Below are 23,456 nucleotides of genomic sequence, written 5' to 3' on the forward strand. Positions count from 1 at the left end.
GTGGGGAGCGTGACTCGCACCCTCGACCTCGCGCTCATCCCCGGTGACGGGATCGGCCCTGAGGTGATCGAGCAGGCGCTTGCCGTGCTCACCGCTGCCCTCGGCGACGAGGGAGAACTGCGCACGACGACCTACCCCTACAGCGCGCGGCACTACCTCGAGACCGGGGTCATCCTGGGCGACGACGACCTCGCCGCGCTGAAGGCCCACGACGCGATCCTCCTTGGCGCTGTCGGCGGCGACCCGCGGGATCCGAAGTTGGCGGGCGGCATCATCGAACGCGGGCTGCTGCTCAAGTTGCGGTTCGCGTTCGACCACTACGTGAACCTGCGCCCCACTCAGTTATTTCCCGGGGTGGTGAGCCCCCTGAGCGATCCCGGCACCGTCGACTTCGTCGTCGTGCGAGAAGGCACCGAAGGGCCGTATGTCGGCAACGGCGGCAGCATCCGGGTCGGTACTCCGCAAGAGATCGCGAACGAGGTGAGCGTCAACACCGCCTTCGGGGTCGATCGCGTCGTGAAGTACGCGTTCGAGCTGGCCGAGAAGCGCCGCAAGAAACTCACCCTCGTACACAAGACCAACGTGCTCGTGAATGCCGGAAGCCTGTGGGCCCGCACCGTCGAGCGCGTGGCCGCGCAGCATCCCAACGTGGTCTGGGACTACCTCCATGTGGATGCGGCGACGATCTTCTTCGTCACCGATCCTGGTAGGTTCGACGTGATCGTCACAGATAACCTCTTCGGCGACATCCTCACCGATCTGGCCGGCGCTATCAGCGGCGGCATCGGACTTGCGGCCTCGGGCAACATCAACCCCGACCGCACGTTTCCCTCGATGTTCGAGCCGGTACACGGTTCCGCTCCCGACATCGCGGGGCAGCAACGCGCCGACCCCACCGCGGCGATCCTTTCGACCGCTCTGCTGCTCGATCACCTCGAGTTGCCGGAGGTCGCCCGACGGATCGAGGCGGCGGTGATCGCCGACCTCGCCGCTCGAGGAACCTCCACCCGCACCACCGACCAGATCGGCACAGCTATCGCCGACGCAGTCGCGGCACACTAGACCTCTACCTCTCGGAGCCCACCATGACGATCAACCTCCTGCCGATGGCCACGCAAGATCTGCTCTGGCAGGTCATCCCGAACCCCGCCGCGAAGACGGTCAAGGAGCGCACCGCGATCCTTTCGTCGCCCGAACTCGGGTTCGGCAAGTCGTTCACCGACCACATGGTCGATATCTGCTGGTCAGAAAAGGGCGGCTGGCACCGCCCGCGCGTGCAGGCCTATGGCCCGATCTCGCTCGACCCTGCGGCTGCCGTGCTGCATTACGCCCAAGAAGTGTTCGAAGGTCTCAAGGCGTACCGTCATGCCGATGGTTCGATCTGGACGTTCCGCGCGACGGCTAACGCTGCGCGGATGCAGCGGTCGGCGAAGCGGCTCGCGCTTCCCGAACTGCCGGTCGAGTACTTTCTCGACTCCCTCAAGCAGCTCATCGCCGTCGACGGTGGCTGGGTGCCGACGGCCGACGAGACGAGCCTGTACTTTCGTCCGTTCATGTTCGCCAAGGAGGCCTTCCTCGGGGTGCGCTCGGCGAACAAGGTCAACTACTACCTGATCGCCAGCCCCGCGGGTGCCTACTTCAGCGGCGGGATCTCGCCGCTGTCGATCTGGCTCTCGACGACCTACACCCGGGCCGGCCACGGCGGAATGGGCGCGGCCAAGACCGGCGGCAACTACGCCGCGTCGCTCGTCGCCCAGCAGGAGGCGTACGAGAACGGCTGCCAGCAGGTGCTCTTCCTCGACGCTCAAGAGGGCAAATATCTGGAAGAGCTCGGCGGCATGAATCTCGTGCTCGTCACCAAAGACAAGCGACTCATCACCCCCGACAGCGACTCGATTCTTGAGGGCATCACCCTCGACTCCGTGCTGCAACTCGGGCGCGACCGCGGCTACTCGATCGAGCAGCGCCGGGTCTCGATCGACGAGTGGCGCGAGGGCGTCGAGTCGGGCGAGATCGTCGAGGCGTTCGCCTGCGGAACGGCGGCCGTGATCGTGCCGATTGACCAGATCAAGGCGGCCGATTTTGAAATCCGGATGCCGGAGCCCGAAGGCGAGCGCGTCGCATTGTCGCTGCGGCAGGAGCTCACCGACATCCAGTACGGCCGGGTCGCCGACCGTCACGGCTGGCTGCAGCGGTTGGACGCCTGATGGAACTCGCAGCGACCGGGTCGACGGTGCCCTGGTGGATCATCGTGATCGCGGCCGGTGTGGTCATCCTCGGGGTCGTCGCGCTGGTCCTCAGTCGCCGCGCGCGCGGAAAGATCGACAGCTAGCGCTCGACTTTCGTAACGCGGCGTACGAAGTCGCCCACGGCATCCGCACCCGCATCGAGGTGTTGCGCAACGGTGAAGCCGCTGACGGCTTTCCGCGGTCGTAGGTCGTGGTCGCCATCCTCGAGCCAGAGCAGGTCGATCGTCGCGGGGAGCCCGTACCCGGCGACCTCGTCGGGAGTCCCGAACGGGTCGCGCGTGCCCTGCACCACAAGGGTGGGCGTGCGCATCCCGAGCAGGTGCGCCACCCGCGGTTGGTCGGGTCGAGCAGGTGGATGCCACGGGTAGCTGAGACAGGCGAGCCCGGCGATCGCGCCGGCAGCGAACAGCTCGTCGGCGACCATGCTGGCGACCCGCCCGCCCATGGACCGCCCGCCGATGACCGGCACCGCGCCGTCACTCCCGACCTCGGCGACGACGGCCCGGAACTCGTCGAGGAGCGTGTCGGCGCGCGGCGGCGGCCGCCGCACCCCCTGGCGTCGACCGGCCAGGTAGCCGAACTCGAAACGCACCACCCGGATGCCGCGCGCCGCGATTCGGGATGCCAGCGCCGTCATCCCCGCCGAGTCCATCGCCGCCCCAGCACCGTGGGCGAACAGGTAGGTCGGGTCGCCGGGAGAGCCGTCGACGAGGAAGTCCATGCGGCCATTCTGGCGCGGGGGCGGGTCTAGGCTCGAAAGGTGAAGGTCGCCCGGTTCGCGATTCCGGATGCGTCGCCCCGGTACGGCATCGTCGACGACGACGAGATCGTCGTTCTTTCTGGCGACCCGATGTTCGCGGGTTTCGACACCACGGGGGAGCGTCTGCCGCTCGCCGACGTGCGACTGCTCGCCCCGGTCATCCCGCGCTCCAAGGTCGTCTGCGTGGGGCTCAACTACCCCGAGCACCGCACCGACATGGCGACAATCGACGCCCCCAACAACCCGCTCATCTTCCTGAAGCCGAACACTGCGGTGGTCGGTCCGGGCGACCCGATCCAGATTCCGCCGGTCGAGGGTCGAATCGTGCACGAGGCCGAGTTGGCGATCGTCGTCGGTCGCATCGCGAAGCAGATCAAAGCCGAGAACTGGGCCGACTACATCTTTGGCTACACGATCGCGAACGACGTCTCTGCCCGTGACCAGATGTTCGCTGACGGTCAGTGGGCGCGGTCGAAGGGGTACGACACCTTCTGCCCGATCGGCCCGTGGATCGAAACTGAACTCGACCCGACGAACCTCGAGATTCAGAGCTACGTCGACGGCGAGCCGCGCCGCCACGGCAACACGAAAGACCTGATCTACAAGATCCCGGAACTGATGGAGTTCATTTCGGGCGTCTGGACTCTGCTGCCCGGCGACATCATCGCAACCGGAACGCCGTCCGGTATAGGCGGATTCCTCGACGGGCAGACGATCGACATCACGATCGAGGGAATCGGCACTCTCAGCAACCCGGCGCGTTACCGCGACGGCGCCCCCACGGCATCCTGAGCTAGTCCCGATGCCCCTCGCGGCGCTGGTCGCCCTTCTCGGTTTCGGCAGCGCGGTCATCTACGGCGCCTCCGACTTTCTCGGCGGCCTCTCCTCGCGCCGCATGACATCGTTGCTCGCCAGCACGATCGGGTCGATTGTCACGATCGCGATCGGCGGCATCTCGGTTCTCGTCACCGCACCCGTCTGGTCGGTGGATGCTGTCGTGCTCGGTGCTATCGGCGGAGTGTGCGGGGCGGCCGGCACCTGGGCTCTCTACGCGTGCCTCGCCCTGGGTCCGATGAGCGTGCTCTCGCCAACGGTCGCCGCGATCTACGCCATCGTTCCGGCGACGGTCGGCATCCTGCTGGGCGAGAGGTTCGGCCTCCTCGGCTCGATCGCCCTGGTCGTCGTCGTGGCTGCAGGCATCTTGCTCGCAGCCAGTCGGGATGCCGAACGCACCCGGCCAGCGCCCCGCGCACTGATCATCGCGGCGGTCGCGGGGCTCGGCTTCTCGGGCTACATCGTCGCGATCGACCGCACACCGCCGGAGTCAGGCTTCATCCCGATGTTCATCGACTTGGTGGTCGGCGGGGTGATCTTCGTCGCGGCGTTGGCGATCGGCCGGCTCCGGTCGGGACCCGCCGAGCTCGCGGGCATCCGTGATCGTCGGGCAGTGCTCCTCGCCCTCGGGGCGGGGGCGCTCCTAGTCACCGGCAATCTGCTCCTCGTCGCGGGACTGCACATCGGCGATCTCGCGGTGCTCGCAGTTCTCAACTCGCTCTACCCGCTCGGTACGGTCGCGCTGGCGATCATCGTGCTGCGCGAACGACCCACCCGACTGCAGTTCACCGGCATCGGGCTCGCCATTGTCGGCGCCGTAGGACTCGCGGTCGGCAGTTCGGGATGACCGTGCTGACCGATGAGGACGTCGCGCGCATCCGTCGTCGCAGCCACGTCGCGATCATTGCGGGGCAGGCGCTCGCCGGCATCGGGATGGGCGCCACCTTCTCCTCCGCGGCGCTGCTCGCCGGGCAATTGTCGGGCTCCCCCGCGTGGTCGGGAACCGCGACGACGATGTCGACCCTCGGAGCGGCAGCCGCATCCATCCCCCTCGCCGCGCTGGCTCGCCGCTCAGGTCGATCCCCGGCTCTCGCGACCGGTGCCGGTATAGCGGCCCTCGGCGCGGTCGTCGGAATCTTCGCCGTCGCGCTTGACGTCTTCCCGCTCTTCCTCCTCGCGATGGCGATGCTCGGCGTCGGGACCGCGGTCAACCTGCAGTCGCGGTTCGCGGCGACCGACCTCTCGGAGCCGGGCAAGCGTGGCCGCGACCTCGCCGTCGTCGTCTGGGCAACGACGATCGGCGCCGTCGTGGGTCCGAACCTGATCGGGCCCGGGGATTCTCTCGGACGATCGTTCGGGTTGCCCGCACTCGGCGGGGTGTTCATCTTCACGATCGCCGCGCAAGCGGTCGCGAGTCTGGTTTACCTGTTCGCGCTGCGACCCGATCCGTTGCGTACCGCTCAGCGTCTCGGGGTTGAGCGCGCGTCGGCGACAGTGTCGGCTGCGCCGGAGAATCGCGCGGGGGTGCGCACCGGCATCCTGACTCTCGCGCTCAGCCACGCGACGATGGCGTCGGTGATGGCGATGACTCCCGTGCACCTCGTCGATCACGGTGCGACCCTGGTGATCGTGGGGCTGACGATCAGCTTGCACGTCGCCGGTATGTACGGCCTCTCGCCGGTCTGGGGCATTCTCTCCGACCGCTTCGGTCGCGAACCTGTCATCGCGCTCGGGCAGGGGATGCTGCTCGCCGGTCTTCTAATGGCATCCTTCGGTTCCGAGTCGTCGGGTTGGGTTTTGGCGGGCCTCATCGCACTCGGTCTCGGGTGGAGCGCGTCGACCGTCGCGGCATCCGGTCTCGTGGCCGACAGCGCCGGAAGCGCGCGTCGCACGATCATTCAGGGCCGTGCCGACCTCTCGATGAGTCTCGCCGGAGCGGTCGGCGCCGGGGGAGCAGGGGTCGTGCTCTCGTTCATCGGCTACGCAGGGCTTGCGCTCAGCGTGACCGCGCTGGTCGCCGTCGTGCTCGGCGCCCTCGCGATCCGCACTGCCGGTCAGCGCAGCGCAACGGACTGAGCTCCGAGCCGCGCTCGGTAGGCTGAGAACGATGGCCCTCCCTTTCTCGACCGCGACCGGCTCCGACGTGCGGGTGCGCTTTTGCCCCTCACCGACCGGAACGCCCCACGTGGGCATGATCCGTACCGCCCTGTTCAACTGGGCCTACGCCCGGCACACCGGCGGCAAACTGATCTTCCGCATCGAAGACACCGACTCAGCCCGCGACAGCGAGGAGAGCTACCTCCAGTTGATCGACGCCCTGACCTGGGTCGGCATCGACTGGGATGAGGGTGTCGAAAAGGGCGGCCCGCACGCCCCCTACCGGCAGTCCCAGCGCACGTCGATCTACCTCGATCTCGTCGAGCGCATGAAGGATGCCGGGCTCCTGTACGAGTCGTTCGTCACGCCGGACGAGATGGAGGCGCGCAATCTCGCGAATGGTCGCGACGCTCGCCAGGGCTACGACAACTTCGAGCGCGACCTCACCGCCGAGCAGCGGGATGCGTTCCGCGCCGAAGGCCGCGAGCCGAGCCTGCGCCTGCGGGTGCCTGACACCGACCTCTCGTTCGATGACCTCATTCGTGGCGAGATCACTTTCCCTGCCGGGTCGTTCACCGACTTCGTCGTCGTGCGGCCCAACGGCGCTCCGTTGTACACCTTCGTCAACCCCGTGGACGATGCGCTGATGGGTGTGACCCACGTGTTCCGCGGGGAGGACATCCTCTCCTCCACCCCGCGACAGATCGCCCTCTATCTCGCGCTGATCGAGTTGGGGGTGACCGACTTCATCCCGGTGTTCGCGCACATGCCGCTCGTTCTGGGCGAGGGTTCGAAGAAGCTGAGCAAGCGCGACCCGGAGTCGAACCTCTTCCATCACCGCGAGCGCGGTTTCATCCCCGAGGGGCTGCTCAACTATCTCGCGCTGCTCGGCTGGTCGATCGCGGCCGACCGCGACGTCTTTACCCAGGCGGAGTTCACGGCGGCCTTCGACATTCGCGACGTTAACCCGAACCCGGCCCGCTTCGACCAGAAGAAGGCCGACTCGATCAACGGCGACCACATCAGGATGCTGTCCGCCGACGACTTTGCCGGACGCATCGTGCCCTACCTCGGTGACTATCTCGCCGAGCCGTCGACGCCGACACAGCAGGCGATCCTGCGCGAGGCTGCCCCGCTCGTGCAGGAGCGAATGGCCGTGCTTTCCGAAGCCCCCGGACTGCTTGGGTTCCTGTTCACCCCCGACGACCTGATCGAGTTCGATGCCGACGCGATGCCGAAGGATGCCGACCAGGCACGCCTCGTACTCGATGCGTCGATCGCGACCCTTCAGCAGCTGACCGACTTCTCGGCGACTGCGATCGAAGAAGCTCTGCGGGCCGCGTTGCTCGCGCCGGTCGAGGAGGGTGGCGCCGGCCTCAAGCCGCGGGATGCTTTCGGCCCTCTGCGCACCGCGATCAGCGGCCGCCGGATCAGCCCACCGTTGTTCGAATCAATGGAGATTCTCGACAAGGAATCCACGCTCGCGCGCCTCGAACGCCTGCGCATCGCACTCGCTTGAGCCTCCCTACCCGTGCGGTAGAGTGGTCAGTCGGTCCACTCCCGGGTGGCTCCGATGGGGTGTGGTGTAATTGGCAACACGGATGATTCTGGTTCATTTGTTCTTGGTTCGAGTCCAGGCACCCCAGCACTGAGTGGCAAAGCATTCTCGCAATGTACGGAAAATAGCCGTACATTTGTTTCATGACCACCGCGCTGAAGAACGAACGCATCGAACTTCGACTCACGCAAGAGCAGAAGCGAACGATCGAGCAGGCTGCCACGATTTCTGGGCGATCCGTGACCGACTTCTCGGTTCCATTGCTGGTCGAACAGGCGAGCGAAGTGATCCGTCACGATCGTGAACTCCACATGTCTGCTGAAGCCTGGGATGCGTTCAACGAGATCCTTAATCGTCCGGCGAAATCGGTCACGGGGCTTGCCGACTTGCTTGCTCGACCGTCGGTGTTCACTGAGTGACGTCGTTCGCTCCGCCGCGGCCGATCACGCCGCACGATGACACCTCCACATTCGGATGCGATGAGCCGACGCTCGACAACTGGCTGACTCTTCGCGCCATTAAGAATGAAGTGGCAGGCAACTCCCGTACGTTCGTCTCGACCGAACGAGAGAGTGGCCTGATCGCGGGCTTCTACTGCTTGAGCGCCTCCGCGCTGCTCCGGGAGGAAGCCGGCAAGGTCCTTGGGCGCAACGCTCCCGATCCGGTTCCGGTCATTCTCATCGGGAGATTGGCAGTCGACAACCGCTTCACAGGCAAGGGGGTGGGGGCTTCATTGCTTCAGGATGCGGTGAAGAAGGGCATCGAAGCATCCCGGCTGATCGGCGCCCGCGCGTTGCTCGTCGATGCCCTCAATGAGGCGGCAGTCTCGTTCTACCGGCGGTTCGGCTTCGAGTCAGTTCCGCTGTCGCCTCGCGTGATGTATCTCCTCACGAAGGATGCGATCGCCACCGTCGAGGCATCACGATGACCGCCGTTCACGAGGGGTTCTCGCAGAACTAGAGCCCGTAAGACTGCGGTGAAGTCGCGACGAACGCCGCGAACACGATCAGCAGCACGGCTGCGACGGCGACGATCCCGATGACCTGCGCCCGCCCCTGCGACGGCCTTCGGGTGCGCATGTAGATCGTCGCGATGACGAATCCGACGATCAGACCGCCAACGTGCGCCTCCCACGCGATCCCTGCGGCGAAGAACCCGATGGCGAGGTTGATCAACAGCACGATCACGAGTTGGTAGAGGTTGACGCCGATTGCTCGCCGCAGAGGAAACAGCGCACCCATGAGCGCGAAGATCGCACCCGACGCTCCGAAGGCCGAGATCGGGGTGAGGAATCCGTCGGTCGCCGTGGCGAGAGTGCCGTGGGTCAGGATGTCGAGCTCGTACAGCGTCAGCACGCCGATCGAGCCGCCCAGCGCCCCGATGAGGTACAGCGCGAGAAACCGCGCACGCCCGAGGAACCGCTCCAGCATCGGGCCGAACACGTAGAGCGCGTACATGTTGAACAGGATGTGCAGGATCGACGTCGGCGAGTGCAGGAACGCCGACGTGATCAGCCGCCAGGGTTCCGAGCCGGCGACAGACGGGTCGAGCAGCCACGCTTCCGTCAACGCTTGTCCTGAGAGCCACTGCGCCGCGTACGCGACCAAGTTGAGTCCGATGAGCACGTAGGTGACGACCGAGCCGCCCGGACGTAGGGAGCGCGTCCATCCCGAGCGGGGTGGGGCGGTCGGCGGTGTCGCGGGCGCTGAGGGCGGCACGTACCCCGGAACCCGTTCGCCGTAGCGGGGCTCGCTCATGCGGGGCTCACCTCCGGTCGTCCTCGGTTGCGGCGTCGCACCAGTCGGGGTGCACGACCTCCCAGAAATGACCGTGCGGCGGCGACCATGAAGCCGTGACGCAAAACCTCGCGGCCGATCAGCATCCGGAATCCCATCGCATCGCGGTTGCTCAGCGTGACCTCGGCGGTCACGTCGTGTCCGACCAGGGTCAGCCGCATCAGCACCACGAAACGTTTCTCGACGTGTCCCGATGAACTCCGGATCGCACGCCGATCGTGCACGGGAAGTTCGACGACCACCTCGTCGTCGGTCGACTCCTGCCAGGGTCGAACCCGAAAACGCACCCATTGCGTGCCATCACGATCGAACTCTTTGATCTTGTAGGCGTGCAGCGACGACGTGCGGGCACCGGTGTCGAGTTTCGCCTTGATCCACGGCACGCCGATTTCGGGCAACTGCACCCATTCGCGCCACCCGGCCAGGGTCATCCCGCCATCCCGGGTGTTTGAATGGGTGGGCTCACTCACATCACCATCTTGTCAGGGCCATCACCAACGGGGGCTTCCTATGAAACTCGCGATCCTGTCGCGTGCCCCGAAGTCGTACTCGACTCACCGGTTGCGGACTGCCGCCGAACAACGCGGACACGTCGTGCGCGTGCTCAACACCCTGCGGTTCGCGATCGACCTCTCGGGCGACGAACCCGACCTGCAGTACCGCGGCAGCCAGTTGAGCGACTACGACGCGATCCTGCCGCGCATCGGCGCCTCGATCACCTACTTCGGTACCGCGGTCGTTCGGCAGTTCGAGCAGATGGATGTCTACACGCCCAACACCGCGAACGGCATCTCCAATGCGCGCGACAAACTGCGGGCCACGCAGATTCTGTCGCGCCACAACATCGGGATGCCGGCCACGGCTTTCGTGCGCAATCGGGCCGACGTGCGCCCGGCGATCGAACTGGTCGGCGGAGCCCCGGTCGTCATCAAGTTGCTCGAGGGCACGCAGGGGATTGGGGTCATCCTCGCCCCCGAGGTGAAGATCGCCGAAGCCATCATCGAGACCCTGCAGTCGACGAACCAGAACGTGCTCATCCAGCGGTTTGTCGCCGAGAGTCGCGGCCGCGACATCCGGGCACTCGTGGTCGGTGATCGGGTTGTCGCCGCGATGCGTCGCACGGCGCAGGGTGACGAGTTTCGCTCGAACGTGCACCGCGGCGGACTTGTGGAGCCCGTCGAACTGACCCCCGACTACGAGCAGATCGCGGTGCGCTCGGCTCAGATCATGGGGCTCAAGGTCGCGGGCGTCGACATGCTCGAAGGCGCCGACGGCCCTCTCGTGATGGAGGTCAACTCGTCTCCCGGGCTGCAGGGCATCGAACAGGCAACGCAGTTGGATGTCGCGGGCGCGATCATCGACTACCTCGCCAACCAGGTGTCGTTTCCCGAAATCGACGTGCGGCAGCGGCTCAGCGTTTCGACCGGCTACGGCGTCGCCGAACTGCTCGTGCACAACAATGCGGAACTGGTCGGGCAGCGTCTCGGCGACTCCGGCCTCTGGGAACGCGACATCACCGTGCTGACCCTGCACCGGGGAGCGACCGTCATCCCGAACCCGCGGAAAGGCGTCGTACTCGAGGCCGGCGACCGACTGCTGTGCTTCGGGAAACTGGAAGAGATGCGTTCGATGATCCCCGAGCGACGACGACGCCGCCCGAAGGTGCGCAAATTGCCCAAGCAGCCGCTCCCGCCGGAGAGCCCGACCTCGGCCCTCTCGGTCTAGGCGTCCCGCGCCGCCAGGTATCGCCGCACGGCTTCGGCCGAGGTGGCGTGGTCGACGACATCCGGTTCGCCCGAGGTCGTGATCGACCCGACAACCTCACCCTTCACGAGAATGGGAATCGACCCGCCGTGAGCCTTGTGGGTGTCGTGGTCGACATCCGTTCGCTCTTCGAAAGGCGTGCCCGACTCCTCGTGGCGACGCTTGACCAGCAGCGACGGTTCGCCAAAGCGCTCGACCACCGCGTGCTTGCCGGCGAGCCAGGTGTCATTCCCCGGACCCGAGGTGCCGAGTTTCGCCTGGAACACGATGTCGCCGCGCAGCATCACCCGCACCGCGAGATTGAGCTCACGCTCGTCGATCACCTCGACGGCTGTGAGCCCGAGGTCGACCGCATCGTCGTTGTCAAAGGATTCGACGTCGAGCACGTCTTCCCGCTCCAGGTCGTCAACGGTGAAGGTCGGCAGTTCGGTCATTTCCGTACCGTACCGCCGAGAGCGGCCAAGCGTTCAAGCACCGCGGGTCGCGCGACAACCCAGGCGACCAGCATCAGGATCAGCAGGCCGGCAAACACGATCAGCCCGATCCACGATTCGTCGTCACGCCCGGCGTACATGTGGTTGAGGTTGCGCAAGGCTCCGGTCGCGAACACCAGTCCGACGTGCACGGCGGTGAAGCCCAAGAAGTAGAGCATCACCAGCACGTGGAGGGTGCGCACCGGCTTCTCGGGTGGGAACATCCAGGTCGGCTTCCACAACCCCGAAAGCCGAATGCCGGTGAACAGTGCGAGCGGGGCCGCCACGAACACGGTGAATCCGTAGAGCAGCAGTTGCAGCGAGTTGTACTGGATCCACCCGTTGTGCGTTGGCCAGTCGAGCGAGAGGTATTGGATGCCGACCGAGAGCGCGTTCGGCACGACATCCCACGAGAGAGGCACGAGTCGTAGCCACTGACCGGTCGCGAAGAGCAGCACCCAGTAGAGCACGCCGTTGATCACCCAGAGGGTGTCGAGCGAGAGGTGGAACCAGGTGGTGAGGCCGTATCGGCGGGGAGGGTTCTTGGTGCGGATCAGACCATCGTTATTGCGGGTCCAAAAAGTCGATGGGCGGGTGCGCGACCCGATCTGCCAACCGGTGCGCACGATGAGCAGCAGCAGAAACGCGTTCAGTCCGTGCTGCCACTGCAGCCACCACGGGAATCCGACGGGCGAGTCGGGCGGGATGGTGGGAGCCCCGGGATACTCGATGATGAACGCCGCGACCTCCGGGAGTTCGCGCGCCCACCGAGCGACCAGCACGGCGGCAATAAGCAGCACCACGCCAATCGGGATCAGCCAGAGCAGGGGGAACCAGCGACGGCTCCGGATGCTCACGCCTCCACCGTACTCGGCGGCGAGGTCTGCTTAGAATCGAGGTATCGCGACTCTCGCCCCCACTCCCGAGCCCGAGCGGCTGACGCCTCGCCGCATCCTGCTGCTGCTGTTCGTCGGTGTCATCGGCGGCACGTTCTCGGGAGCCCTCGGTGTCGGCGGTGGCATCGTGATGGTGCCGCTGATCCTGTGGTTGCTGCGCTTTGACCAGCGCCGAGCCGCGGCGACGTCGCTCGCCGCGATCGTGCTCTCGTCGCTCTCGGGCAGCATCACCTACCTCATCGCAGGGCACACGGATGTCGTGGCCGGTTTGCTGATCGGCCTCGGTGGCGTAGCCGGGACACTCATCGGAACTCGACTGCTGAAGGTTCTGCCGCTCGCGATTCTGCGCTGGGGTTTTATCGCGCTGCTCCTGGTGATCGCGGTGCGGGTTCTTCTGGTCATTCCCGACCGCGGCGAAGGTATCGAGCTCTCGCCTGGCGTTGTCATCGGCTTCGTCATCACCGGCGTGGTCGTCGGCATCCTGGCTGGACTGTTCGGAATCGGCGGCGGTGTGCTCATCGTTCCCGTGCTGATTACCGTGTTCGGGGCGAACGATCTCGCCGCGAAAGGCACCTCGCTGCTGGCCATGATCCCGATCTCGATCAGCGGCTCGATTGCGAACTACCGCAACGGGATGCTCCGAATCGGTGACGGGCTAATTATCGGGGCTGCGGCTCTGGTCGCCTCCTACGGGGGAGCGTCGCTCGCCTTCATCATGCCGCCGTGGCTCTCGGCGCTGTTGTTCGGAGTCTTCCTGATCGCGACCGCCGCGCAGCTGGCGTTCCGTGCGGTTAAGGCGCAACGGGCCGCGAAGTCGGGCGACGCAACCTAACTGCCCCCGATTGGTTACCGGGCGTTCACCTGCCCTGGTTAACGTGAGCCGCTTTACCGAACGTCGGGAAGACTCATGAGCTCCGTTGCCAAACGTGCCCTCGGGATCGTGCTTGCCATCGTGCTTGCCGGTGGCATCGTTGCGATCGTCGTCTTAGGGCGCGGTTTCGGCGGCGGGATCCTTCCCGGCCCCAGCGGCGCCCCGGCCGATCTCACTGTCGTGCGAGGCGTTATCGGCTCGGAGAAGAAGCCGTTCTTTCAAGATCCCCAGGTGCAGGCGATCTTCGCGGAGTACGGCCTCGACGTGCAGGTGACCACCGCCGGCTCCCGTCAGATCGCGACCAGCGTCGACCTCACCGGCGTCGACTTCGTCTTCCCGTCGTCAGCCCCTGCGGCCGAGAAGATCAAGCGCGAACTGAATATCTCGACGGTCTACGCGCCGTTCTACTCGCCCATGGCGATCGCGACCTTCAAGCCGATTGTGCAGCTCCTGAGCAACGCGGGCATCGCGCACCAGCAGGCCGACGGCACCTGGATCCTCGATGTGAAGGCCTACCTCGCGGCCATTGCCGCGGGCACGCGGTGGAACCAGCTCCCGGGCGCTGCCGACCTCTACAACTCGTCGCGCTCGATGCTGATCTCGAGCACCGACATCCGTCAGTCGAACTCCGCGGCGATGTATCTGTCGATGGCGTCCTATGTCGCCAATGGCGACAACATCGTCTCGAGTCCAGAGGCCCAGAACGCGATTATCGACGAGATGGCGTCGCTCTTCTTGGAGCAGGGTTTCTCGGCGTCGTCCTCGGAGGCACCCTTCGAGGACTACCTGTCGCAGGGCATCGGGTCAAAGCCCATGGTGATGATCTACGAGGCGCAGTTTCTCGGTCGCCAGATGAACGACGCGACCGCGGGCGCGATCACCGACGACATGGTGCTGATGTACCCGTCACCGACGGTGCTGTCGAAACACACGGTCGTGCCGCTCACGCCGAACGGCGACCAGGTCGGGCAGCTTCTCGCCCAGGATCCGCGGTTGGCCGCGCTCGCCGCTCAGTACGGCTTTCGACCGGCCGACCCGTCGGTGTTCGCCGACACCTTGACCCAACACGGCATCCCCGTGCCGCCGAGCCCGGTGGATGTCGTCGAGCCGCCCTCCTACGAAACCCTCGAAGCCATGATCACGGCCATCAGCGAGCGGTACGACCAACCTTCGCCGTCGGGCTCGCCGACCGGCACCGACCCCGACCAATAGCCCACTCACTAAGGAGCAGACCATGACCGATACCCCCCTCGACCTCGCCGCGCCCGACGTTCCGCCGAGCACCGCTCCGGCACCGGCTCCCGCGCCGGAGACCGCAAACGCTCTGGTGTTGACGCCGCCGACCGCTGTGCCCGCGGTCGGCCCGGCTCAGGCCAGCTCGATGATGCCGATCTCCGAGCAGCGCAGCGCCGAACTTGCCGAACGAGCAAAGACGTTCATCGCGGGCTTGAAGGACCTCGACCCTCGCGCGCCGGAGTTCATCACCAAGATCAATGACGTCTCGGCGATGGGACGTGACGACATCCGTAGTGCTGCCGCCGTCACCAACCGCATGCTCGAACGCCCCGTTGCTGCCCTCGCCGCCGCGCGCGGCAACGGTGACGAAGCCGACCCGCAGCGCAAAGTCGCGAAGACTCTGATCGACCTGCGGATGACGATCGAAGACCTCGACCCGTCAAAGAATGACAATGGGCTGCGCAAGTTCTTGATGGACCTCATCCCGTTCCGGAAGCAGATCCAGGGCTACTTCGCTAAGTACGCGTCCTCCCAGGCGACTCTCGACAAGATCCTCCGCGCGTTGCAGAACGGCCAGGACTCGCTGCTGAAAGACAACGCGGCGGTCGAAGGCGAGAAGGTTCGCCTCTGGGACACCATGAATCGGCTCCAGGAGTACGCGGTGCTCACCGCGGCTCTCGACGCGCAGCTCGAGGACGAGATTCAGGGGGTGCGGGCGACCGACACCGCGAAGGCCGACCAGCTCACCAGCGACCTGTTGTTCGCTGTCCGCCAGAAGCACCAAGACCTGCTGACCCAGCTCGCCGTGAGCGCGCAGGGCTACCTGGCTCTGGATGTCGTGCGCAAGAACAACGTCGAACTGATTAAGGGCGTCGAGCGGGCCTCGACCACGACGATTTCGGCCCTGCGCACGGCGGTCATCGTCGCCCAGGCGCTGGCCAACCAGCGTCTTGTGCTCGACCAGATCACCGCGCTCAACACGACCACCTCGAACCTGATCGTCACGACGTCGCAGATGCTCAAGCAGCAGTCGGGTGAGATTGCCGAGCAGTCGACGTCGGCCACGATCAGCCTGGATTCGCTGCAGACGGCGTTCCAGAACATCTACGACACGATCGATGCTCTCGACACCTACAAGATCAAGGCCGTCGAGACGATGGGTCAAACCGTGACAGCTCTGCAGGCTCGCCTCAACGAAGCGAACGCGTACCTCGACCGCGCGAAGCCCGATGAGCAGAGCGCCGAAAACAACGCGGCGGGCTAACCGCCATGCGCCGTCGGATCCTCGCTGCCGCGGTCACCGCCGCAGCGCTCGCCCTGCTCACGGGCTGTTTCCCCACCGGAGACAACGGCCCCTCGCCGGACGACCCGAACACGCTGCGCGTGCTCGCCGGCAGCGAGGTCAAGGACATGGTGCCGATCCTTCAGGATGCTGCAGCAGCCACCGGCGTGAATGTGCTGTTCACGTACACCGGAACCCTCGCGGGTACCGAGCTTGTGGCGTCTGGCGGCGCGGAGGGCACCTACGACGCGACCTGGTTCCCGAACAACCGTTACTTGGCTCTGCTCCCCGGTGCTGACAAGCAGATCAAGACCGCGACCAAGATCATGACCTCTCCGGTCGTCTTCGGGTTGAGGTCATCCATCGCCCATCAGCTCGGCTGGGACACCGTGTCGCCGACCTGGGGTGAGATCGCGCAGGCCGCGGCCGCGGGCAAATTCAGCTACGGGATGACGAATCCATCGGCTTCCAACTCGGGCTTCAGCGCGCTCGTGGCTGTCGCGACCGCGCTCTCCGGAACTGGCTCCGCGCTCACGACGGCCGACATCGACGCGGTGACCCCGGCGATGACCGACTTCTTCTCGGCGCAGAAGCTCACTGCCGGGTCATCGGGGTGGCTCGCGGATCGGTTCGTCGAAGACCCGACCCTGGTCGACGGCATCATCAACTACGAGTCGGTGCTGCGCGGTCTACAAGACCAAGGCGAAGACCTGACCATCGTCATCCCGTCGGATGGCGTCGTGACGAGCGACTACCCGCTCACCCTGCTCAGCAGCGCCGACTCCAACCGTGCTGCCGCGTACCAGAAGCTCACCGCCTGGCTGACGACGCCCGAGGTGCAGAAGCGGATCGCCCTCGAGGTGCATCGCCGTCCCGGCATTCCGGGGATCGACACCGGCGACGAATTCCCGTCTGACGTGCTGTTCGAGACGCCGTTCCCGAACACTCTCGAGGTCGCCAACACGCTTATCGCGACCTACCTCGATACCGCGCGGGCGCCCTCGCAGGCGATCTTCGTGCTCGACACCTCCGGCTCGATGGAGGGCGACCGCATTACCGAGTTGAAGACGGCGGTCGCTGATCTGACCGGATCCGATACGTCGACCCAGGGCTCGTTCACCCAATTCCGTGGCGGTGAACGCATCACGCTGCTGCCATTCTCGACAACCCCGGGCACCCCGGTCATCGTCGATGTGCCCAAGAGCGACACCGACGCCGCACTCGGCCAGATTCGGGATGAGGCGAACTCTCTGGTCGCTGATGGCGACACGGCGATCTACGACTCGTTGCACGCCGCGTACCGACTCGCGATCACGCAGAAGCAGCAGCGGCCCGACACTTTCGTGTCGATCGTGCTGATGACCGATGGCGAGAACACGGTCGGCTGGGAACCTTCGGACTTCGAGCAGTACTACAACTCGCTTGGCGCGGAGGCCGAGGGCATCCCGGTGTTCGTTGTGCTGTTCGGCAACGGCGACGTCGACGCCCTCACTCATGTCGCCGACATCACCGGCGGCCAGGTCTTCGACGCTCTCAACGGCGATCTCGCGAAAGCGTTCCAGGAGATCCGTGGCTACCAGTAACCCCGGTTTCTGGCGCACCCGGTTGGGGCGCTGGCTGTCGTCGACCAAGAACATCGTCGGATCGATGCTCGCGATTGGCGGGCTTGTCGTGCACGCTCTGTTCGGTTTCGGCGTGTTCTGGCCGCTCATCGTGATCGGGGTCTATCTGATTGGCGCACTCGTTGCGCCGCGCGACCGTGTGGATCTGCGACTCGGCCTCGACGAGGGAGCCCCGCCGGAAGACATCGCCGCGCAGGTGCGCATTGTGCAGCGAGAGACCCGCAGGCTCGACCCGGCCGCCGCCCAGCATCTCACCGGCGCCCTCGCCGCCCTGACCGACATCACTGAGCGGTGGCACGAACTCGACGGTGCCGTCGATCAGCAGCACACCGTCGAACAGATCGCCGGCGACTACCTGCCGACCTCGCTGCAGACGTACCTCAACCTGCCCCGCAACCTCCGCGCTGTGGGTGGCCCCGCGCATCATGAGCTCGTCGGGCAGTTGGTCATTCTCGAGCAGCAGAGCGTGCGCATCCGGGATGCTGTCTACTCGCGAGCCGTGCAAGCGCTCGACGACCAGGGCCGCTTCCTGCGCGAGAAGTTCACGCGGTCCGAGCTCGACCTGGGGGGCACCGACTCGGCAGGAGCGGCGAAGCCGACCGGTTAGACGTCGATCGATTCGCCCGGCTGCAGCTCGGTGAAGGTGCCACCGTTCTCTTCGGTTGCCCATTTCAGACGAGCGGCGCTCATGCCCTTACCCGCGGCAGACAGGGTCATGTCGTGAATGTAGAACGTGCGCCGCGGTTTGATCGCCAGCACGTAATCCATCGCGTCCCCGATCTTGAGCCAGGGTGCACCGACCGGAGCGGCGAGAGTGCCGACGGGAACTCCCGGAATCGTGTACGAGTCGCCGCCGTAGTAAAACTCGTCGTTGACCATCACGCCGAGGTTGTCGACCGTAGGAAGCGACTCGTGGATGGTGGCGTGTTCACCACCGAAGAACTCGAGTTTGAACGGACCGACCGACACGATGTCGCCCGCATTCACGACCTCGACCGCATGGTCAGTGGCTGCCTTCACAACTCCCTCGGGGCCGAGGACGCGCGCGTCAGGGTTTTGGCCAAGGATCCGCTGTACGTGTTCGGCGGTCCAGTGGTCGGCGTGTTCGTGGGTGATCACGATCGCGAGCACGCGGGTGAAATCGGGCGGCGAGAGAAAGACTCCCGGGTCGATGACGATGCTGTCGTCGTCGATGGAAACTTGCAGGCAGGCGTGTTCGTACTTAGTAATTCGCACGATGTGACCCTACTCGGCACACCGCCCGCAGTGCATCGACTCGGAATACCCCCAGGGGGTATCATGGCCAGATGATCGATGATCTGAAGAAGCGCGCGCTGCACCGTTCCGCCATCCTCGAAGGGCAGTTGCGGGGCGTCACGAAAATGATCGAAAACGAGGACTACTGCGTCGACATCATCACGCAGACCCTCGCGATCCAGAAGTCGCTGCGCAGCCTCAACAAGCTGCTGGTCGAGAACCACCTGCGCACTCACGTCATTGAAATGTTTGCGGAGGGCGGGGCTCGGCGCGACGACGCTGTCACCGAATTGCTCACCGTGTACGAACTCGAAAATCGGAGCAAGTGATGCCGTCAGCCGAACACGATCACGCAGTGCACGACCACGCAACGCACGACCACGCAACGCACGATCACGCCGCGATGGACCACTCGCACCATGGCGCGAACTTCCGCCTGCTCTTCTGGATCTGCCTCGGGCTCACGGTGCCGACCCTGGTGTTCTCGACGGGACTCCAAGACATCCTGGGGCTTCCTGGCCCGCGATTCCCGGGCAGTCAATACGTCGCAGCCGGCTTCGGGGTCGCGGTGTTCCTGATTGGCGGCCGGGTCTTTCTCTCGGGGGCGGTGAGCGAACTGCGGGGCCGATTGCCGGGGATGATGACCCTCATCTCGCTCGCCCTCCTGGTCGCATTCGGATATTCGCTCGCCGTGCTGCTGGGTTTCCCGGGCATGGACTTCTGGTGGGAGTTAGCGACGCTGGTCACGATCATGCTGCTCGGTCATTGGATCGAAATGCGCGCGATCATGAGCGCGAGCGACGCGCTGGGCGAGCTCGCACACCTCCTGCCCGACGAGGCAGAAATGGTGCATGGCGACCACGTAATGACGGTGCCGACCGCGCAGCTAGCGGTCGACGACCTTGTTCTGGTGCGACCGGGTGCGCGAGTACCTGTCGATGGGACTGTCACTGAGGGGGAGTCCGCACTTGACGAGTCGCTGCTGACCGGTGAGTCCGCGCCGGTGAGCGCATCCGTCGGGTCATCAGTGGTTGCCGGCAGCGTCAACGGGTGGGGATCGCTCACCGTGCGCGTGACTCGGATCGGCGATGACACCGCGTTGGCCGGTATCGGCCGACTGGTGGCCGACGCGCAGGCAAGCAAATCGGGTGCGCAGTTGCTCGCCGACCGCGCCGCGGCGCTGCTGTTCTACGTGGCCGTCGGCGCGGCCGCGATCACCCTGCTGGTCTGGCTAATCCTCAAGCCTGACGACTCCGCGTTCGTTATTGAGCGGGTCGTCACGGTGCTGGTCATCGCGTGCCCGCACGCTCTCGGTCTGGCAATTCCGCTGGTCGCCGCGATCTCCACCGGCCTCGGCGCCAAGCGCGGCATCCTGGTACGCGATCGGGCGGCCCTTGAAGTCGCCAAGGACATTGACGTCGTGCTGTTCGACAAGACCGGAACGCTGACCGAAGGTCGTCAGGGGCTGGTGAGCATCACCGCTGCGCCGGGAGTGGATGAGGACGAGGCGCTCGCGCTCGCCGCCGCCGTCGAGACGAAATCCGAACATCCCATCGCCCGTGCACTCGTCGCGGGGGCTGCCGAACGTCGGCTCAAGGTTGCGCGCTCGTCGAAGTTTGTCTCGCTCGCGGGGCGGGGTGCGAGCGCAACGGTCGGGGGCCGCGAGTTGAGCGTCGGAAGCGCTCGGGTCGTGACCGAAGCCGGCATCCATCTCGATCCGGTGCTGGTTCACGCTGCGCGCGCGGCACAGGGCGAGGGCGCGACCGTGGTGTACCTCGTGGAGGGCGACCGTGCGCTTGCGTCGTTCGCGCTTGCCGACATCATCCGGCCCGAGTCGCGGGAAGCAGTTGACGCCCTGCGGCGGCGCGGCATCCGGGTCGCGATGCTCACCGGAGACTCACACGAGGTCGCCAACTGGGTCGCCAGCCGACTCGGCATCGACGAGGTGTTTGCGGAAGTACTGCCCGCACAGAAGTCGGCGACAGTCGAGAGGCTGCAGGATGGCGGTCTGCACCAGGTGGCGATGGTCGGCGACGGCGTGAACGATGCGCCCGCGCTGGCTCGCGCCGACGTCGGAATCGCGATCGGCGCCGGAACGGATGTCGCCATCCAGTCGGCCGGTGTCGTGCTCGCCTCGAGCGACCCGCGTGGCGTTGTCGACACCCTCACCCTTAGTCGGGCGAGTTACCGCAAGATGCTGCAGAACCTCGCCTGGGCCACCGGCTACAACGCGATCGGTCTGCCACTCGCCGCCGGGGTGCTCGCCGGAGTCGGCTTCCTGATGCCGCCGGCGGTCGGCGCCGCGGTGATGTCGGTATCGACCATCGTGGTGGCACTCAACGCTCAGTTGCTGCGGAGGTTGCGCTTCCGCCGCTGAACCCGCCATCGCGCTGCCATACTCGTGCCATGACAACGGTGTCGCGCAAGAAACTAGTCGTCGCGATCAACCCGTCGGCCTCCTTCGGAGCCAGCCGCCACGTCGGTCCGGCAGTCGTACAAACGCTGCGGGCGATGGGGCACGAGGTCACCTCACTGACCGAACCCGATTTCGAGCAGTTGCTCGCTTCAGCCCGCGCGGCCCTCAAGAAGCACCCCGACGCGCTCGTGATGGTGGGCGGTGACGGGATGGTCAACCTCGGCACCAATCTGGTGGCGGGCACGAGGGTTCCGCTCGCGATCATCCCCTCCGGCACCGGCAACGACATGGCACGCGCGCTCGGCATCCCGTTCGACAACACCGAAGCGGCCATCGCGTCGCTCAATGCCGCTCTCGCCGTCGGCCCGCGCACGATCGACGCCGGGCGCATCAGCTGGACCGACCCGGTCACGGGCGAGGCCGGGGAACGTTGGTTCGCCTGTGCCCTCAGCGCCGGATTCGACGCAATCGTCAACGAACGCGCCAACAACATGGAGCACCCGAAGGGCCCGAGCCGCTACATCATCGCGATGCTCGCCGAACTCGTGAAGTTGAAGCCCCTCTCGTACCGGCTCACCATTGATGGCACGGTGCTCGATTCGAAGGCGGTGCTGGTGGCGATCGGTAACGGCGTCTCGCTCGGCGGGGGCATGAAAATTACCCCCGACGCGAAACTCGACGACGGCCTTCTGGATGTTCTCGTGGTGCAGCCGCTCTCGCGCACCGCGTTCCTGCGGATCTTCCCGAGAGTGTTCAAAGGCACCCACGTCACCGACCCGAGAGTTCAGATCACCCGGGCGAAAAAGGTGCGGATCGAAGCAGAGGGGATCGCCGCCTACGGCGATGGGGAGCGAATCGCGCTCCTTCCGATCGACGTTGAGGTCGTTCCGGGAGCTCTGCGCGTGCTGTCGCCCCTGCCCTGATCCGGTCAGGATGGCCGATCCGGTCAGGATGCGCGCAGGCCGTAAAGGATCAGCAGCACGATCGTGGGCACGACGATCGCGACCCCGCTAACGATGAATCCGCGGATCGCACCGCGCGGAATGCGTCGTTGTCGCATCCGCGGGGGAGTCCCCACAGCGAGCGCTTCGACGCTGTAGCGCGCGTCTCCTCGTTGCATCGAGACCGCACGGGCCTCCTCGCCGATGACGGCGGCCATCCGAAACAGTCGCGCCAGGGTCGCCGGGTAGGCCAGATCGTTCATCGTCGGAGAAGTCATCGACAAACGGTCGCCGCGCACCTCGAGGTCGAAGCCCGCGATCTCGTCGACGATCGCCGCCATGACATCGGGGGTCAACAGTTCGAGGGCGGTCGCCCGGTTCTCCTCGTCGGCGTAGACGCGGGCGTAGTGCGGAAAGTCGCCTTCCAATTCGAACGCTTGGGATGCCGACATCCCGTAATCGCTGACCGCCCGGCCGCGAGCCGTGGTTTCGACCACGATGTGCGGGAGTGACCGGTCGAGGCGAAGCTCGACAAACCCCCACCTGCGCTCGCCGGCGTTGAATTCGTCGAAATCACCCCCGATCACCAAGGTCGCAATAGTGAGATCCTCGGGAGCATCTGTGGGGCGGAAACCGTCCTCAAACCAAAACCTCTCGTTGCCGCGTACGAGGCTGGTGGTCGAGTCGGTCACCTCCGCCCAGGGGCGGTAGGTGAGTCCGTTCGCCGTCGCGAATCTCAGGAGTCGCCACCACAGGTAGCCCCGATTGCGCGCCTCACGAAGGCGAAAGGTGCCCCAGATTGCGGCACCAATGAACACCCACAGCATCACCCCGAAGATGATGAGGATTGGCGTAGGCGAGACGCTGCCCGGGTACGAGCGACCACTCGCGGTGGCAAGCCCGATCAGCGACGACAGCCAGACCGGCAGGAAGATCAAGCTGCTCAGGTAGCCGGTGATCACAATGATCCACTGGAGCCAGATCAGAGAGTTCCACGCAGGCTTGCCCCGGGGGATTGTCGGCCAGAACGACGCCTGAACCTCTTGGTCTTCAACCGGTTGGTTCGGCACCGAGAACGCGGAAAAGTCGAGGGTTCCGGTGCGCCAGTTAGGGGCGGGGAGAGGTTCGCTCACGTGTCCATCTTCCTTGTCGCCGGACCCTGTTCCGGCCGATCGGGATGCTGAAAGGCGCGTGTATACTCGAACGGTTGTCGTGACGGCCCCATCGTATAGTGGCCTAGTACGCCGCCCTCTCACGGCGGTAACACGGGTTCGAATCCCGTTGGGGTCACTTCATCTCTCACGTTGTCTGACGATTCCGGCCAATTGGGGGCTACCGCCTCGGATAGCGGCAACCTAGTCTCAAGAAGTCGGCCAACCCACCGACGATGTTTACCCGATTGAC

25 protein-coding genes and 2 tRNA genes are annotated in these 23,456 nt (G+C 65.6%); 20 read left to right on the forward strand and 7 right to left on the reverse strand.

Features of this window, described 5'->3' with window-relative positions; all coding sequences use genetic code 11:
- Positions 1 to 9 precede the first annotated feature (9 nt).
- From ABIR17_RS12305 to ABIR17_RS12315, 3 genes are read left to right on the forward strand one after another with little or no spacing between them, the layout of a single operon-like run.
- Positions 10 to 1,062 carry a 3-isopropylmalate dehydrogenase gene (locus tag ABIR17_RS12305; RefSeq protein ID WP_348004692.1) on the forward strand — a complete coding sequence of 351 codons (1,053 nt, stop codon included), beginning with the start codon at positions 10 to 12 and terminating at the stop codon, positions 1,060 to 1,062.
- Positions 1,063 to 1,106: 44 nt separating this feature from the next.
- On the forward strand, positions 1,107 to 2,207 hold the full coding sequence (locus ABIR17_RS12310; RefSeq protein ID WP_348004804.1) for a branched-chain amino acid aminotransferase: 1,101 nt from the start codon (positions 1,107 to 1,109) through the stop codon (positions 2,205 to 2,207).
- Entirely contained in the window at positions 2,207 to 2,332 is a 126-nt protein-coding gene (locus tag ABIR17_RS12315; RefSeq protein ID WP_348004693.1) for an LPXTG cell wall anchor domain-containing protein, read from the forward strand. Before ABIR17_RS12310 ends, ABIR17_RS12315 begins: the two co-directional genes overlap by 1 nt.
- Here ABIR17_RS12315 and ABIR17_RS12320 read toward each other — a convergent pair.
- A complete protein-coding gene (locus ABIR17_RS12320; protein ID WP_348004694.1) occupies positions 2,329 to 2,970 on the reverse strand; it encodes an alpha/beta family hydrolase in 642 nt (213 codons plus the stop codon). The two genes, ABIR17_RS12315 and ABIR17_RS12320, sit on opposite strands and share 4 nt — an antisense overlap.
- Before the next feature lie 39 nt (positions 2,971 to 3,009).
- Between ABIR17_RS12320 and ABIR17_RS12325 the strand changes: the two genes are divergently transcribed.
- The 7 genes from ABIR17_RS12325 to ABIR17_RS12355 all read left to right on the forward strand — a co-directional run bounded on the left by ABIR17_RS12325 (position 3,010) and on the right by ABIR17_RS12355 (position 8,426).
- Complete coding sequence (locus ABIR17_RS12325; protein WP_348004695.1) at positions 3,010 to 3,801, forward strand: fumarylacetoacetate hydrolase family protein; 792 nt, start codon at positions 3,010 to 3,012, stop codon at positions 3,799 to 3,801.
- Between the two features lie 10 nt (positions 3,802 to 3,811).
- Positions 3,812 to 4,690 carry an EamA family transporter gene (locus ABIR17_RS12330; protein WP_348004696.1) on the forward strand — a complete coding sequence of 293 codons (879 nt, stop codon included), beginning with the start codon at positions 3,812 to 3,814 and terminating at the stop codon, positions 4,688 to 4,690.
- Complete coding sequence (locus ABIR17_RS12335; protein ID WP_348004697.1) at positions 4,687 to 5,919, forward strand: MFS transporter; 1,233 nt, start codon at positions 4,687 to 4,689, stop codon at positions 5,917 to 5,919. The genes ABIR17_RS12330 and ABIR17_RS12335 overlap by 4 nt, the downstream gene beginning before the upstream one ends.
- 31 nt (positions 5,920 to 5,950) lie before the next feature.
- A complete protein-coding gene (gltX, locus tag ABIR17_RS12340; protein ID WP_348004698.1) occupies positions 5,951 to 7,459 on the forward strand; it encodes a glutamate--tRNA ligase in 1,509 nt (502 codons plus the stop codon).
- A 55-nt stretch (positions 7,460 to 7,514) separates the two neighbouring features.
- A tRNA-Gln gene (locus ABIR17_RS12345) sits at positions 7,515 to 7,586 on the forward strand.
- A gap of 55 nt (positions 7,587 to 7,641) precedes the next feature.
- Complete coding sequence (locus ABIR17_RS12350) at positions 7,642 to 7,917, forward strand: DUF1778 domain-containing protein (protein WP_348004699.1); 276 nt, start codon at positions 7,642 to 7,644, stop codon at positions 7,915 to 7,917.
- Complete coding sequence (locus ABIR17_RS12355) at positions 7,914 to 8,426, forward strand: GNAT family N-acetyltransferase (RefSeq protein ID WP_348004700.1); 513 nt, start codon at positions 7,914 to 7,916, stop codon at positions 8,424 to 8,426. The genes ABIR17_RS12350 and ABIR17_RS12355 overlap by 4 nt, the downstream gene beginning before the upstream one ends.
- A 28-nt stretch (positions 8,427 to 8,454) precedes the next feature.
- Here the strand turns inward: ABIR17_RS12355 and ABIR17_RS12360 are convergent, their stop codons facing one another.
- Positions 8,455 to 9,255, reverse strand: coding sequence for a rhomboid family intramembrane serine protease (locus ABIR17_RS12360; RefSeq protein ID WP_348004701.1), 801 nt, complete (start codon positions 9,253 to 9,255; stop codon positions 8,455 to 8,457).
- Positions 9,252 to 9,725: a RimK/LysX family protein gene (locus ABIR17_RS12365; RefSeq protein ID WP_348004805.1), complete on the reverse strand. Its 474-nt coding sequence runs from the start codon at positions 9,723 to 9,725 to the stop codon at positions 9,252 to 9,254. Before ABIR17_RS12365 ends, ABIR17_RS12360 begins: the two co-directional genes overlap by 4 nt.
- Positions 9,726 to 9,804: 79 nt before the next feature.
- On the opposite strand from ABIR17_RS12365, the gene ABIR17_RS12370 reads away from it, so the two are divergent.
- Positions 9,805 to 11,019 (forward strand): RimK family alpha-L-glutamate ligase, encoded by a 1,215-nt coding sequence (locus ABIR17_RS12370; RefSeq protein WP_348004702.1) that lies wholly within the window; start codon positions 9,805 to 9,807, stop codon positions 11,017 to 11,019.
- On the opposite strand, the gene ABIR17_RS12375 is transcribed toward ABIR17_RS12370, so the two are convergent.
- Both ABIR17_RS12375 and ABIR17_RS12380 read right to left on the reverse strand, forming a co-directional pair.
- Positions 11,016 to 11,492: a heme-binding protein gene (locus tag ABIR17_RS12375; protein ID WP_348004703.1), complete on the reverse strand. Its 477-nt coding sequence runs from the start codon at positions 11,490 to 11,492 to the stop codon at positions 11,016 to 11,018. The two genes, ABIR17_RS12370 and ABIR17_RS12375, sit on opposite strands and share 4 nt — an antisense overlap.
- Positions 11,489 to 12,388 (reverse strand): hypothetical protein, encoded by a 900-nt coding sequence (locus ABIR17_RS12380; protein WP_348004704.1) that lies wholly within the window; start codon positions 12,386 to 12,388, stop codon positions 11,489 to 11,491. The genes ABIR17_RS12375 and ABIR17_RS12380 overlap by 4 nt, the downstream gene beginning before the upstream one ends.
- A 79-nt stretch (positions 12,389 to 12,467) precedes the next feature.
- Between ABIR17_RS12380 and ABIR17_RS12385 the strand changes: the two genes are divergently transcribed.
- From ABIR17_RS12385 to ABIR17_RS12405, 5 genes are all read left to right on the forward strand, one after another.
- On the forward strand, positions 12,468 to 13,259 hold the full coding sequence (locus ABIR17_RS12385) for a sulfite exporter TauE/SafE family protein (protein WP_348004806.1): 792 nt from the start codon (positions 12,468 to 12,470) through the stop codon (positions 13,257 to 13,259).
- A gap of 75 nt (positions 13,260 to 13,334) precedes the next feature.
- Positions 13,335 to 14,510 (forward strand): hypothetical protein, encoded by a 1,176-nt coding sequence (locus ABIR17_RS12390; protein WP_348004705.1) that lies wholly within the window; start codon positions 13,335 to 13,337, stop codon positions 14,508 to 14,510.
- Positions 14,511 to 14,532: 22 nt separating this feature from the next.
- Positions 14,533 to 15,798, forward strand: coding sequence for a toxic anion resistance protein (locus ABIR17_RS12395; RefSeq protein ID WP_348004706.1), 1,266 nt, complete (start codon positions 14,533 to 14,535; stop codon positions 15,796 to 15,798).
- A 5-nt stretch (positions 15,799 to 15,803) separates the two neighbouring features.
- Complete coding sequence (locus ABIR17_RS12400; RefSeq protein WP_348004707.1) at positions 15,804 to 17,399, forward strand: VWA domain-containing protein; 1,596 nt, start codon at positions 15,804 to 15,806, stop codon at positions 17,397 to 17,399.
- Complete coding sequence (locus tag ABIR17_RS12405; protein WP_348004708.1) at positions 17,386 to 18,045, forward strand: hypothetical protein; 660 nt, start codon at positions 17,386 to 17,388, stop codon at positions 18,043 to 18,045. Before ABIR17_RS12400 ends, ABIR17_RS12405 begins: the two co-directional genes overlap by 14 nt.
- Here ABIR17_RS12405 and ABIR17_RS12410 read toward each other — a convergent pair.
- A complete protein-coding gene (locus ABIR17_RS12410; protein ID WP_348004709.1) occupies positions 18,042 to 18,674 on the reverse strand; it encodes an MBL fold metallo-hydrolase in 633 nt (210 codons plus the stop codon). The two genes, ABIR17_RS12405 and ABIR17_RS12410, sit on opposite strands and share 4 nt — an antisense overlap.
- Positions 18,675 to 18,745: 71 nt before the next feature.
- On the opposite strand from ABIR17_RS12410, the gene ABIR17_RS12415 reads away from it, so the two are divergent.
- Genes ABIR17_RS12415 through ABIR17_RS12425 form a run of 3 tightly spaced genes read left to right on the forward strand, consistent with a single transcriptional unit; the run spans position 18,746 to position 22,034 of the window.
- Positions 18,746 to 19,024 (forward strand): metal-sensitive transcriptional regulator, encoded by a 279-nt coding sequence (locus tag ABIR17_RS12415; RefSeq protein WP_348004710.1) that lies wholly within the window; start codon positions 18,746 to 18,748, stop codon positions 19,022 to 19,024.
- A gap of 26 nt (positions 19,025 to 19,050) precedes the next feature.
- Entirely contained in the window at positions 19,051 to 21,072 is a 2,022-nt protein-coding gene (locus tag ABIR17_RS12420; RefSeq protein WP_348004711.1) for a copper-translocating P-type ATPase, read from the forward strand.
- 29 nt (positions 21,073 to 21,101) lie between these two features.
- Positions 21,102 to 22,034, forward strand: a complete 933-nt coding sequence (locus ABIR17_RS12425; RefSeq protein WP_348004712.1) for a diacylglycerol kinase family protein — start codon at positions 21,102 to 21,104, stop codon at positions 22,032 to 22,034.
- Between the two features lie 23 nt (positions 22,035 to 22,057).
- On the opposite strand, the gene ABIR17_RS12430 is transcribed toward ABIR17_RS12425, so the two are convergent.
- The gene (locus tag ABIR17_RS12430) at positions 22,058 to 23,185 is read right to left on the reverse strand and encodes a hypothetical protein (RefSeq protein WP_348004713.1); all 1,128 of its coding nucleotides are present in this window, start codon (positions 23,183 to 23,185) and stop codon (positions 22,058 to 22,060) included.
- An 84-nt stretch (positions 23,186 to 23,269) separates the two neighbouring features.
- On the opposite strand from ABIR17_RS12430, the gene ABIR17_RS12435 reads away from it, so the two are divergent.
- Positions 23,270 to 23,342, forward strand: a tRNA-Glu gene (locus tag ABIR17_RS12435).
- Positions 23,343 to 23,456 lie beyond the last annotated feature (114 nt).

It is taken from the genome of Pseudolysinimonas sp. (genome assembly GCF_039912695.1).
GTDB lineage: Bacteria > Actinomycetota > Actinomycetes > Actinomycetales > Microbacteriaceae > Pseudolysinimonas_A.

Bases quoted from the DNA above. Each gene is read 5' to 3' on its own strand.
- ABIR17_RS12390 (WP_348004705.1), top strand. From the start codon at position 13,335: ATGAGCTCCGTTGCCAAACGTGCCCTCGGGATCGTGCTTGCCATCGTG.
- ABIR17_RS12320 (WP_348004694.1), bottom strand. From the start codon at position 2,970: ATGGACTTCCTCGTCGACGGCTCTCCCGGCGACCCGACCTACCTGTTC.
- gltX (WP_348004698.1), top strand. From the start codon at position 5,951: ATGGCCCTCCCTTTCTCGACCGCGACCGGCTCCGACGTGCGGGTGCGC.
- ABIR17_RS12350 (WP_348004699.1), top strand. From the start codon at position 7,642: ATGACCACCGCGCTGAAGAACGAACGCATCGAACTTCGACTCACGCAA.
- ABIR17_RS12315 (WP_348004693.1), top strand. From the start codon at position 2,207: ATGGAACTCGCAGCGACCGGGTCGACGGTGCCCTGGTGGATCATCGTG.
- ABIR17_RS12375 (WP_348004703.1), bottom strand. From the start codon at position 11,492: ATGACCGAACTGCCGACCTTCACCGTTGACGACCTGGAGCGGGAAGAC.
- ABIR17_RS12425 (WP_348004712.1), top strand. From the start codon at position 21,102: ATGACAACGGTGTCGCGCAAGAAACTAGTCGTCGCGATCAACCCGTCG.
- ABIR17_RS12310 (WP_348004804.1), top strand. From the start codon at position 1,107: ATGGCCACGCAAGATCTGCTCTGGCAGGTCATCCCGAACCCCGCCGCG.
- ABIR17_RS12335 (WP_348004697.1), top strand. From the start codon at position 4,687: ATGACCGTGCTGACCGATGAGGACGTCGCGCGCATCCGTCGTCGCAGC.
- ABIR17_RS12415 (WP_348004710.1), top strand. From the start codon at position 18,746: ATGATCGATGATCTGAAGAAGCGCGCGCTGCACCGTTCCGCCATCCTC.
- ABIR17_RS12395 (WP_348004706.1), top strand. From the start codon at position 14,533: ATGACCGATACCCCCCTCGACCTCGCCGCGCCCGACGTTCCGCCGAGC.
- ABIR17_RS12360 (WP_348004701.1), bottom strand. From the start codon at position 9,255: ATGAGCGAGCCCCGCTACGGCGAACGGGTTCCGGGGTACGTGCCGCCC.
- ABIR17_RS12330 (WP_348004696.1), top strand. From the start codon at position 3,812: ATGCCCCTCGCGGCGCTGGTCGCCCTTCTCGGTTTCGGCAGCGCGGTC.
- ABIR17_RS12370 (WP_348004702.1), top strand. From the start codon at position 9,805: ATGAAACTCGCGATCCTGTCGCGTGCCCCGAAGTCGTACTCGACTCAC.
- ABIR17_RS12365 (WP_348004805.1), bottom strand. From the start codon at position 9,725: ATGACCCTGGCCGGGTGGCGCGAATGGGTGCAGTTGCCCGAAATCGGC.
- ABIR17_RS12400 (WP_348004707.1), top strand. From the start codon at position 15,804: ATGCGCCGTCGGATCCTCGCTGCCGCGGTCACCGCCGCAGCGCTCGCC.